The organism is Flavobacterium sp. 9, assembly GCF_002754195.1.
Taxonomy (GTDB): domain Bacteria; phylum Bacteroidota; class Bacteroidia; order Flavobacteriales; family Flavobacteriaceae; genus Flavobacterium.
Window position 1 is genome coordinate 784,129 of record NZ_PEEU01000001.1, and the last position, 11,724, is coordinate 795,852.

At 33.6% G+C, this 11,724-nt stretch carries 10 protein-coding genes; 3 read left to right on the top strand and 7 right to left on the bottom strand.

Going from position 1 to position 11,724, the window contains the following annotated elements:
* Positions 1-562: 562 nt before the first annotated feature.
* Together CLU81_RS02915 and CLU81_RS02920 are read right to left on the bottom strand one after the other, a co-directional pair.
* A complete protein-coding gene (locus CLU81_RS02915; protein ID WP_144444448.1) occupies positions 563-1,483 on the bottom strand; it encodes an IS3 family transposase in 921 nt (306 codons plus the stop codon).
* A complete protein-coding gene (locus CLU81_RS02920; protein WP_099707978.1) occupies positions 1,426-1,728 on the bottom strand; it encodes a transposase in 303 nt (100 codons plus the stop codon). Before CLU81_RS02920 ends, CLU81_RS02915 begins: the two co-directional genes overlap by 58 nt.
* A gap of 897 nt (positions 1,729-2,625) precedes the next feature.
* Between CLU81_RS02920 and CLU81_RS02930 the strand changes: the two genes are divergently transcribed.
* Complete coding sequence (locus tag CLU81_RS02930) at positions 2,626-2,850, top strand: hypothetical protein (RefSeq protein WP_199174544.1); 225 nt, start codon at positions 2,626-2,628, stop codon at positions 2,848-2,850.
* 201 nt (positions 2,851-3,051) lie between these two features.
* Here the strand turns inward: CLU81_RS02930 and CLU81_RS02935 are convergent, their stop codons facing one another.
* Positions 3,052-3,684 (bottom strand): phosphatase PAP2 family protein, encoded by a 633-nt coding sequence (locus tag CLU81_RS02935; protein WP_369804777.1) that lies wholly within the window; start codon positions 3,682-3,684, stop codon positions 3,052-3,054.
* Between the two features lie 503 nt (positions 3,685-4,187).
* Here CLU81_RS02935 and CLU81_RS02940 point away from each other — a divergent pair.
* Positions 4,188-4,490: a transposase gene (locus tag CLU81_RS02940; RefSeq protein WP_099707978.1), complete on the top strand. Its 303-nt coding sequence runs from the start codon at positions 4,188-4,190 to the stop codon at positions 4,488-4,490.
* Positions 4,487-5,353 (top strand): IS3 family transposase, encoded by an 867-nt coding sequence (locus CLU81_RS02945; RefSeq protein WP_233209776.1) that lies wholly within the window; start codon positions 4,487-4,489, stop codon positions 5,351-5,353. Before CLU81_RS02940 ends, CLU81_RS02945 begins: the two co-directional genes overlap by 4 nt.
* Here the strand turns inward: CLU81_RS02945 and CLU81_RS02950 are convergent.
* The 4 genes from CLU81_RS02950 to CLU81_RS02970 form a co-directional block, all read right to left on the bottom strand.
* Complete coding sequence (locus CLU81_RS02950) at positions 5,329-6,831, bottom strand: FAD-dependent oxidoreductase (RefSeq protein WP_099708459.1); 1,503 nt, start codon at positions 6,829-6,831, stop codon at positions 5,329-5,331. The genes CLU81_RS02945 and CLU81_RS02950 overlap by 25 nt on opposite strands.
* Before the next feature lie 825 nt (positions 6,832-7,656).
* Positions 7,657-8,307, bottom strand: coding sequence for a 4'-phosphopantetheinyl transferase superfamily protein (locus CLU81_RS02960; protein WP_099708461.1), 651 nt, complete (start codon positions 8,305-8,307; stop codon positions 7,657-7,659).
* 27 nt (positions 8,308-8,334) lie between these two features.
* Positions 8,335-9,705, bottom strand: coding sequence for a hypothetical protein (locus tag CLU81_RS02965; RefSeq protein ID WP_099708462.1), 1,371 nt, complete (start codon positions 9,703-9,705; stop codon positions 8,335-8,337).
* 74 nt (positions 9,706-9,779) lie between these two features.
* Positions 9,780-11,717, bottom strand: a complete 1,938-nt coding sequence (locus tag CLU81_RS02970; protein WP_099708463.1) for an alpha/beta fold hydrolase — start codon at positions 11,715-11,717, stop codon at positions 9,780-9,782.
* Positions 11,718-11,724: the final 7 nt, after the last annotated feature.

Genomic DNA, 11,724 nt, shown 5'->3' on the forward strand with positions numbered 1-11,724 from the left:
ATTTAAAAAAATGATTATTAAAATTTCGTGGTAAAATCGTGGCACACTAGATATGGAAGGGATACCTTTTTTAGCACAGAAAGCTGAGGCAGTTAATCTAAAAAGTATTAAAAACTAAAAATATAAGTAGATGGAGTAGACAAAGACTAACTTCAAAATCCTAGAACTACTTGAACTAAAAAAAACTAATAATTATCAAAAAAGCAGTTATTTTTATCAAAAAAAGAATAACTTTGGTTCGGTGATCAAAATGAACTATAAATTCAACAAAACAAAAATTTAAATAAATGACAATCAATTATTTAAACCGTTACTAAATTCAAAAAATTGACGCTTTTATTTTCGTGGCAACATCGTGGCACAATAGGTTTTAAAAAATAAAAAACGCAGGAAATAAGCGGGTTCACATCTTATGGTTCGAATCCTGCTCTCCCCACGGAAAGGCCGAAAAGTCGAAAAAATGTAAGTTTTCAATCTTTTCAAAAAGCCTTAAAAAATGTCTTAAAGCCAGTAAATCCGATGATTGGACTTGCAACAAAAAGTCGGACAAATTTTCTAAGACCTATGCTACACTTTCTATTTTATAAAATTCTAGTTCCATTTCTTTAGGTGTTTTATATCCCAAAGAAGAATGCAGACGTTTTCTATTATACCATACTTCTATATATTCAAAGACTGCTAATTTAGCTTCTTCAATGGTTGTGAATTTATGCTGATAGATAAGTTCTGCTTTAAGGGTCTTGAAAAAACTTTCAGCTACAGCATTATCCCAACAATTAGCTTTTCTACTCATACTTTGAGTGATTAAAGTATTTTTATTAATCAATTTTCTGAATTCTATCGAAGCATATTGTATTCCTCTATCTGAATGAAAAAGTAAAGATTCTGTTATTTCTCTTTTTGATACTGCCATTTTCCAAGCTGGAATAATCGTTTGATCGGTATACATTCGTGTGCTTAATGACCATCCTATAACCTGCCTGTCATATAAATCAATAATAGTAGTAAGATATAACCAGCCGGCAGCTGTTCTTATATAGGTTATATCAGACACCCAAACCTCATTAAGTGATTTTGGTGTAAAATTTCTATTGAGATGATTACTGCACACTGGATATCGATGATTAGAATCTGTGGTTACTTTAAAGCGTCTTTTAAGTTTACTTCTCCAGCCATTAAGAAGCATCAATTTAGCAACTTTCCTTTTGGATATTTTATATCCTTTTCTTTTTAGCTGTTCCGCTATTCTGGGACTTCCGTAAGTTTGACTGCTTAGATCAAAAACTTCTTTTATTAAATCTGTAAATAGACTATTTTCTATAAATCTATTAGAAGGACCGCCACTGAACCATCTATAATAACTACTTCGGCTTACTTTTAAAACGCTGCACATCTTTTCAATAGGATATAAATGTTTATAGCTGACTATAAATTGGTAGATTTCCCATCGCTCTTGGAAAAGATGTGAACGGCCTTTTTTAATATCTCAAGCTCTAATTCTTTTTCTTTAAGGGCTTTTCGTAATTGTTTTACTTCTAAAGAATCTATCTCTGTCTTTTTAGAAATAATTGGTTGTAGATTAGTAAATGTTTTTTGAGAAGACCTCCATTTATAAATACGCTCTACCTGGACGCCTAGTTCATCTGCTAATTCTTTGATGTTTTCTCGCTCGTAACTTAATCGTACTGCTGATGATTTAAACTCAGCACTGTAAACTCGTTTTTTCATAATTCTAAGATATTTATTTTTATTTAAACAGTCTTAAAATTTATGTCCCAGTAAATGTAGCAACTCCATCCTAATTTTTTTTTTTAATAGGCACACACTTCAGTACTAAACTTTTAAGATTCAATTTTTACCAAAACTATCTCGCCGTCGCTGGTTAGGTTTTTTTATGATGTTACAATTCTTCTCAAACCCGTCTTAAGTCCCTAACTTTTAATTTTTAATTAGTTATGAATCTCAAATATAGCTATTTTATTAAAAAAGAAAATACAAATTTATTAATTGTCTTTAATGAAAACTATACCTGCCACTGATCTTTGTTTATCCCTGCTCAAGCATCACAAAACTTATTAGCCACAGGTTCCTGAAGCTTTTCTAAAATCAGTTTCTTTTAAATAAATGCCCATTCCAAATATCTCACAGGCGCCAAATAGGAAGGGATTACCACGCAGCTTCCCCCGCCGGAACAGTGCGCGGATCTGCTGCAGTTGGAGCACGCGCTGCAGTAGGCGCTTCCGGTGCATCTTCCAGCCTCTTCCTTTTTTGCCTCGCAGCTACTTGCCATCAGTCTGCTGTTCTGGGCATCGGCTGCCAATGCTGTTAAAAGGAAAAAGGTGCAAAAAGCTATTGTCTTAATCATGGATATAAACTTTGGACTTGCCTCCAAAGTGCCACAAAAAGCTAAGGCTATTTTTATAAATTTTTCCCTTTTAATCTTTGTGGTAGAATCATGGCACAATATATTTCGAACAATCAAAAATCTAGTAAAATCAAAACCTAATTAGTCAGGGTTCGAGTATATTAAAGAAGGGTTTAGATAGCTGGAAAAATTTAAATAGCATTATTATAAATATGGGTGCAGAATCGGTGCATCATTTTCAGGAACCAAATTAAAACTCTGTGAAACAAATATTTAAAATCTTAAGTTCGAAACATTACTACACCAGCAACTATGATTTGTCTAAGTTTGACACCAGTTTCTTTGGAATGGGAATGAAATTTACTCCCCTTAATGGATTTTTTGGTCTTAAACACTGGAATACCTTCGAGATACGTTATGGTCATTATACCAGAACTGCCAATATGACTTCGGATATTATTAGCATAAATATTAAATATAAATAGTTCTGAAAATAAAAAATAAACGTGCATAAATCATTCAATTTATGCACGTTTATTTTTTTATAGTCGTTACGAAACTTTTTAAGAACCATTCTTGCCTGATTTGAATAAAAATGCTCTATCTAATTATAAGTTTTTAACTACTGTAATCTGCTGAGAAACTTACAACTTCTGTTCAGCAGTTTATATGTATTGTTTTTGCCGCTAAAATGTCATTGCCATTGCTAAACCATATTGCTTTCCATTGTAAGTGGGCATAATTACTCCGTTTAGGTTTTCTTTTTTTCTGAATACTGATTTCATAATAAGAGGATGAATCCAATATGCTATTTTAGTACTTAAAATTCCAATACCAGCTCCGGCGGCAACATCACTAAACCAATGTCTGTCATTGTACATTCTAAAAAATCCGGTTCCAGCTGCAACCAAATAACCAGAGATCCCACACCAGACAGATACATCTTTATATTCCTGGTACAAAAACTCAGCACCCATGAAAGCCGTTGCCGTATGTCCGGAAGGAAATGAGTTGTTTGAAGTCCTGTCTGGGCGCATCTCGTTTCCTGTGTGTTTTATTATATTGACTGTTGTGCCCATAATCAGATAGGCAGTAGTTAAAATAACTGTGCGGTCCCTAAAATTATTTTTCCCTTTTACCCCAGCTGCATTAAGTGCATATACAGATAGAAAAGTACTGTACTGCGAAAAATCATCAATAGTGAACTTCTCGTCAATGTGCTCATTGAGTTCTGCTTTGGTATCGGTATTGATATCTTTAAGGGTGTGGCTTTCCAGCCCAATAACTCCATAGCTGATTAAAGCGACGGGGATAATCAATGCTTCGTATTTAAATTTGATATTCTTGTTTGCAGTTATACTGTCGTGGTTTTTGTCCTGCCCAAAAATATTCAAGGCCAAGAGACTAAATAAAATCAGCAATTTATTTTTCATTTATTTTTTTATTAAGGTGAACTTATTGATATATAAATATTTTATGATTTATTATATTCAAATTTATTAGAATTTTGTCAAAAAGAACCAGGAGAGGTTTTTATTAAAAATAAATTCCAACAGGAATTTTGAAGGACATGATATTGTTAGTTATTTCGCTTATTTTCTAATTTTTTCAGTATAAATCTCCACCGATGAAGATTGTTTATCATGACCAATATTCTCACTATAATAGAAAATATAATAATGCTGGTTGCAATTATCAAGGTTAAAGACAGAAAAGATTGCATTGATGTTTCTATTAGAAGTACAAATGCAAAATGGAGTTGCTACATTTACTGGGACATAAATTTTAAGACTGTTTAAATAAAAATAAATATCTTAGAATTATGAAAAAACGAGTTTACAGTGCTGAGTTTAAATCATCAGCAGTACGATTAAGTTACGAGCGAGAAAACATCAAAGAATTAGCAGATGAACTAGGCGTCCAGGTAGAGCGTATTTATAAATGGAGGTCTTCTCAAAAAACATTTACTAATCTACAACCAATTATTTCTAAAAAGACAGAGATAGATTCTTTAGAAGTAAAACAATTACGAAAAGCCCTTAAAGAAAAAGAATTAGAGCTTGAGATATTAAAAAAGGCCGTTCACATCTTTTCCAAGAGCGATGGGAAATCTACCAATTTATAGTCAGCTATAAACATTTATATCCTATTGAAAAGATGTGCAGCGTTTTAAAAGTAAGCCGAAGTAGTTATTATAGATGGTTCAGTGGCGGTCCTTCTAATAGATTTATAGAAAATAGTCTATTTACAGATTTAATAAAAGAAGTTTTTGATCTAAGCAGTCAAACTTACGGAAGTCCCAGAATAGCGGAACAGCTAAAAAGAAAAGGATATAAAATATCCAAAAGGAAAGTTGCTAAATTGATGCTTCTTAATGGCTGGAGAAGTAAACTTAAAAGACGCTTTAAAGTAACCACAGATTCTAATCATCGATATCCAGTGTGCAGTAATCATCTCAATAGAAATTTTACACCAAAATCACTTAATGAGGTTTGGGTGTCTGATATAACCTATATAAGAACAGCTGCCGGCTGGTTATATCTTACTACTATTATTGATTTATATGACAGGCAGGTTATAGGATGGTCATTAAGCACACGAATGTATACCGATCAAACGATTATTCCAGCTTGGAAAATGGCAGTATCAAAAAGAGAAATAACAGAATCTTTACTTTTTCATTCAGATAGAGGAATACAATATGCTTCGATAGAATTCAGAAAATTGATTAATAAAAATACTTTAATCACTCAAAGTATGAGTAGAAAAGCTAATTGTTGGGATAATGCTGTAGCTGAAAGTTTTTTCAAGACCCTTAAAGCAGAACTTATCTATCAGCATAAATTCACAACCATTGAAGAAGCTAAATTAGCAGTCTTTGAATATATAGAAGTATGGTATAATAGAAAACGTCTGCATTCTTCTTTGGGATATAAAACACCTAAAGAAATGGAACTAGAATTTTATAAAATAGAAAGTGTAGCATAGGTCTTAGAAAATTTGTCCGACTTTTTGTTGCAAGTCCATTCCAGGTCCATACCGCTGTGGGGACAGGTTCCCTCATAGAGGTGCAGTTTTCCGCTTTTATCCCGGTAGGCCGCAATTTTATCATCTCCCGCAGTAATAATCCTGCCCTCTTCATCTGGCAGGTCCGAAGCTGTTGAAATATCCCAGGCAAGCCATTTTCGGGCCTTATCCAGTGAAGCCCTGCGAATTTCACTAGTATCCTCTTCGGCTTTCCTCAGCGGAGTCCGCGACGGATCATATAATTTTTCACAGCTGTTTCTTTTTCCATTAATAAGATCCTTAATAATAAGGGCACCTAATGCCCCGTCCGAAATTTCGTTTACTGCAGACCCTTTCACAATAAAAATATTCCCGCCGGCTGAACTTCTGCCTATCAAAGGCAGCAGATCGCAAGGCCGCATTATTTCTCCCGACCATTTACAGTCAGCAGCGGTGAAAGAAGGAAAATGCATTTTAGTCCATAAAGCAAGCTTTTCCATTCTCTGCTCCCTTTTTTCTGTTTCAGGCGCATATCTTGCTGATGTATCATATAAAGCTTCTGCAGTTAAAAGATCGTACTGGGAATCCAGTGCTTCCACTACAGCATTATGATTGGGTCCGGAAACCAGCTGGGAATATAAAGGCCGGGTTTCACTCCAGAATCCAAAGGATATTGTACCCTTTGGAATTTTTACTCCGATGCGGTACGTTTTCTGCATATTGAGTCTGGCCGAGAACTGAGGCAGCTTGTTGATCAGCATATCGCAAGCAAGTACAATATGGTCCGATTGTATGAAATAACCGTTAATATCTGCCCCTTGGTCAGAGATTTTTTCAACATTTGAGTGGTCAAAAAATACCCCGCCCTGCTCTATAAATGCCTTAAGAAGCCCATTAAGAAATGAGGCAGCATCAAATTGGGACTGTCTGGAAAGCTGCAGACATTTTTTGTTTTCCGCCGTCTTGCAAGACGGTATAGAATGAAGCATCTTTACCGGCAGCCGCAGGGACCGGGCAGTGGCATATTCTTTGTCCATCCTGCTGTCATCTTCATCCGCACAAGGAAATAAATAACTCTTCACTTCCTTATATCCGCATTGTATTGCTTCCTGCCTTATTACAGAGGCAGTCCATTCTAATGCATTTTTGTAACTCTTGAGAACTTTGGCCGCTTTTTTCACCCCTATCCTGTCTGACATGTCATAATAACTACACGTTATGGGGTTTGCTATATTGGCTGTAATCCTCCCGGACCCGCTCTGGTGAGGCATTGCCGTGCCTGCCAGTATCACCTTCCTGCCGGATTTTCTTAACCAGTAGGCAGCGCTGATACCTGCAGCGCTTGTACCGATAACTAAAATCTCTGTGCTGTGATTGCATTTGATTTCGCTTCGAATATCCTTGGTAGATGAAATACATTTTGTAGACCCGTCCAGTTCTAAACATTTATCTGTATTCATAACTTATCTTATTATAAATTGAAGTCGTTATCAGAATAAAAATATAACTTCTAAAAGTTTTAAATTTAATAAAATTCTTACAACAAAAAAAATAAAATGTCTATAAATTTTAAAGTTCAGGAAATGATAATTTATATGATTATCCAGCAAATCTTCCGCTGGGGTCAGGATGTAGAAGCTTAAAGTCAAAACGGCATTTTTAATCCCCTGTTTCATTATAACACCAATCATTACAACATACATTAAAACGCTGGCAATTTAGCTCTAAAAACTACAAATGAGTTTTTAATAAGCAATTGGTACACAAATAACTGCATTTTTATGGTACGAATTTTTGGTGACTGGTTCCAGTGGAGTTGATATTTTTTTTGCGACTTTCACAGAACTTTAATTTCATATTGCGAAATATTCTGTATTTTTAATATATTTGTGATACAAAAAAAGAATAATACTGTTGTCTGTTAATTAGTTAGTATTTAAATTTTGTGCATGATTTAATATTGAAATAGTAATAATTTGAATTTGGTGCAGAATCGGTGCACAGAGGTTCAAGACATAGATAAAAGTGAGATATACAGTGGTTTCAAGCTAAAAGTTCGAATCCTGCTCTCCCCACAAAAAGGGTAAAAGAAGCGAAAACGAAAGTTTTTCAATCTTTTCAAAAACCCATAAAAAACGTGGTAAAACCTGCAAATCCAAGGATTTGCAGGTTTTTTTGCTTTTAGGACACTTTTCAATTTTTGCAAAAACTTTAAACATCACTGTTTAAAGGCTTTTTCTTTTTTGGCATGCCTTTCAAAATATCCATACTCGTTCGAAAAACAATTATAATTCATGAATCATAATTCTGTCAGGACCAACAATCATCACATCTATCTTATCTTTAAAAGCCAAATGACACTTGTATTTTTCATCGAGAAAAATTTCTTTAACAAAAAAATCATCATTCTCTATTTTAGCATAATTATTCGTTACTTCAAAAGATTTTAAAGGAATTGAAAGTCCTTTTCCATTTGCTTTGATAACTGCTTCTTTTTGTGTCCAGTAATCAAAAAAAGCAATTTTGGAATCTTCATTTAGTGAGAGATTGTCCCATTCTCTGTTGGTCATTTGTGATTCAAATCCTTCGATATTTATATCTTGGATTATTTCAATATCTATTCCAACATCATTTCTATCGGATAGAACACAAACTACAATTTCGCCTGAGTGTGATATATTAAATTTAGTAGTCGTATTATTTAAAAACGGTTTACTGTAAAGCGTATAGCTAAGATCTTCTTCTACGAAATTCTTACTCGTTTGATGAAGACCATGGCGCAAAAGCAATCTTCCTAATAAGGATAACTGACTGTCTTGCCAACGCCTGTAAGCCAATATCTTTTTTTGAAAATCATCTGAAAACCCATCCAGATAATTCGTTAAAAGATAATTATGATTCCTTTCACAGATATAAGAGTATAAAATTTGAGTCATTTTTGTATCCGTATTTTGTCTATAACATTAGTTAGCAATCTCAAACACTATTGCTTCAACGGCTCCAGTCGCGGAATTAATCACACCAACATCCGTTTTCACTTCTGACATTCTTACCCAAACACCTCCATAACTATCACCAAAACCAAATGACCCCCAGATAAGTTTATGCAATGTCCATTCATTTTTAGCACTAGGTGCCAAAAAATCTAATGAATCGCTAAATTCCTGTGCAATAAACGCACTGTTTTTCATTGCCAATTCCAGTGCTTCTTCCCATTCTTTATCAGTTGAAAATTTACCTATAAAAACATCTTTTCCTTGAAATCCTCTTGCAACCTTTATCACAAATTTATCTTTATCCGTTTTTAATAACTCCTGAAGAATATATTCTGAGTCTTTGAAAATGACTTTTTTATTTTCGATAAACGAAGTCCACGGGATATTTTTTAGTATTAATGCATTTTCGTCCGGTGAAAATTTTCCGTTCTGAGCCAATTCCAATAAAATAGATAAGTTTCTTTTATCACCAAGCATTCTGAGTCCAAGATGATCCGGAAGATAAATTCTGTCCATCATAAAAGCTCTAAATACGGCAGGCGTAACATTCATACCCATTGCTAAAACTATCAAACTGTGAATCACTTTATCCTCTAAATATAAATTTCCATCTGTGAGAACCAATGAGTTTATATCTCCTGTATATGCTCCGCCTTTTAACCCAAAATTGGCAAGTTCTTCCTTAAACAGGCTATCAAAAAAATTAAGGCTTTCCTGTTTTTCAGATTCATCTTCGATATCTCCCATTTCCATAAATATGTTAATGGTACTCTGTTTTCCAAGCTGCTTAATTATTTGTTCGATAAGGAATTCCATATAGATCTGTAATGTATTCCTTCCTTTATAATCCAGAATTTTATCTTTATTTACCAATTGGGGATGATTATTCCTTATCAGGGATTCAAAACTTTGTATTTGCCACCCTCCTATCGAAGATCCTATATTGGCTTCTAAAACTTTAAATCCATCCTCGGTAAAAGTCAGATCTAATCTACAGCCTATTTCAAGATCTTTTTTATGACATAACATTGCAAATTCTGTCATCATTTCGTCTCCTTCGAAATAAAACTCCGCTAGTTTTTTAATATCGTCTTTAAAATACAAAGTGGGTATTTGTTTTAATAAACCAGGAATTTTTATAGAAAGTTCTTTTAGCTCTTCCGTCATTTGTTTATTGATAAGCACCGGCCATCCGCTTACAGGATATTTATAACTTTTAAAGACATCAGGAACGGAGTCATGATTAGTATTTATTCTTGCAGGGATATCTTTATTGCCTTCAAATTCTAAAAATTTTTCAGAAAGGATTGTATATTCTGTAGTTGTATTTTTTATCATAAAAAAGTTTTTTTTGTTTAAATATATATTCTTCTAATTGATACAAAACAGGCTATTAGTCCTGCTCATATATTTTATATTATTCCCCAATAAAACAGATAAGTTGCTAACAATATGTTTGAAAAAATCACGGAGAAAACGACACTTCTGGCATCGGTTTTTTTTATGGTTAAGATGTAATACACCAAGGTCAAAATCAGGCACACAAAAAATACCAGCACCAACAGAAATATATAGTTGAAGGTTTCCGGCAAGCCAAATGCTAAAATGAAATAATTTTGCTCTGAGACTTTTATAATTGCCATAACCAAACACCCAAAAAGCACTAATCCAATAATAGAAGTAATCGTTACACCAATCCTTACAATTTTATCCTGAATCGTGGTATATCTCTTTTTTATTAACTTTATAAGGTATGCAAAAACAAATCCCAGCATTAATAATAAGGCAGTTACTAAAGGAAACAGAAAAATAGGATCTTGATCGCCAATACTTTTACCGGTTTTAGAAACTCCTTTGTTAATCGTAATTCCGGTAACAAGCTTAACTTTATCGGCTTTATTAAATATATCAAGATCTAATTTCTGTTTCGGATTATTGATGAAATTTTCTACAACCTGATATCCAATTTTTGTAAAACTAGGAACGTGACCATATGTTTTAGCTTCAATATAATTGGCTTTACCGAATCTTTGCGCCACTTTTTTTCCGTTATCTAATGGCGTAATTGGGTCAAATTCACCTGAAAAAACCAACACGGGATATGTAGCAGCTGAAAGATTAGAAAGGTTAGAATCTTTTTTTGTTACTGTACGATTACTATTCCATGCATCACATACTTTAAAATCAGATTTGTAGAATGAAATTCCTCCATTTAATCCCTTGAATTGTGCTGCATTTTGTTCATATTTTGAAAAATCATTGTTTGGAAGTGTCTCATTACAACTCACACAATAATAAACGCCGTAATCCATCGACAGTAAAGCAGAGAAAGCACTGACCAAGTTTCCTAAAGATTCTCCTTTTCTTTCGTGAAACTGATAAATTAACAACGGAATAACTTCTACCAATTTTTTATTGTATAAGGCTTGTTGAACGGCCACTTTAAAATCTTCTGCATTATAAGTAAATGTACCTGAAGGTATTAATGTTTTATCTACAGCCACTGTAAGCGGATTTTTCTCTAAATCGGCAATTACCTCATAGTATATTTTTTCTAAATTAGGATATTGCTTATCATATATCTTGTCGCTTTTACAGATTTTAAATACTTTCTGTAAGCTATTCATATAATTAGAAGTATTTTCTACATAATAGGTCGAAATATCATAAACTGGCGAATCTAATAGTAATGATTTTACATCGCCCGCAAAATTATTTGCATATACTTGCGCCATATATGTTCCGTATGAAACCCCGTATACATTCCAGTTTTTGTATTTTAAAACTGCCTTTAATGCATGAAGATCATTGGCAACAGCTTCACTATTATAAGCATCAATATTAATTCCTCTATTGATAAGATCTTGCTTGCAGGACATTGCAGCATTTGTTTTTTGCTTTTCATCTTCTTCTTCCGATTGATTCTTTGCCAGAATTTCTAAAAATTTCTTTCCTAGTCCCTGATCTAACCTTGGTTGAGAATATCCTGTTCCGCGAACATCAAACAATACAATATCATTATTTTCGCGAAGAGGATGGTTTGACCACAACCATATATTATCAATACCACTTGCACCCGGGCCACCTTGTATAAAAACTATTGCGTTCGAATCTTTTGAAGCCGAATTCTTTTTTAATACGGTTACTGCAATTTTTATTGTTTTACCATCATTTGCTCCCCATGTTTCAGGAACGGTAAGATATCCCCAAGTAATTTTTTTCGGATCAGCTTTTTCGAATTGAGATATAAAAGCTTTACTTTTTTCAAAAGTCACATTTTGTGCTTGTAAATTCCCGATGAGGATTGCAAATAAAAAAGAAATAGTAGTTATTGTTCTTATTAATTTCATAATGTTT

Bases quoted from the DNA above. Each gene is read 5' to 3' on its own strand.
- CLU81_RS02920 (WP_099707978.1), bottom strand. From the start codon at position 1,728: ATGAAAAAACGAGTTTACAGTGCTGAGTTTAAATCATCAGCAGTACGA.
- CLU81_RS02940 (WP_099707978.1), top strand. From the start codon at position 4,188: ATGAAAAAACGAGTTTACAGTGCTGAGTTTAAATCATCAGCAGTACGA.
- CLU81_RS02950 (WP_099708459.1), bottom strand. From the start codon at position 6,831: ATGAATACAGATAAATGTTTAGAACTGGACGGGTCTACAAAATGTATT.
- CLU81_RS02960 (WP_099708461.1), bottom strand. From the start codon at position 8,307: ATGACTCAAATTTTATACTCTTATATCTGTGAAAGGAATCATAATTAT.
- CLU81_RS02965 (WP_099708462.1), bottom strand. From the start codon at position 9,705: ATGATAAAAAATACAACTACAGAATATACAATCCTTTCTGAAAAATTT.
- CLU81_RS02970 (WP_099708463.1), bottom strand. From the start codon at position 11,717: ATGAAATTAATAAGAACAATAACTACTATTTCTTTTTTATTTGCAATC.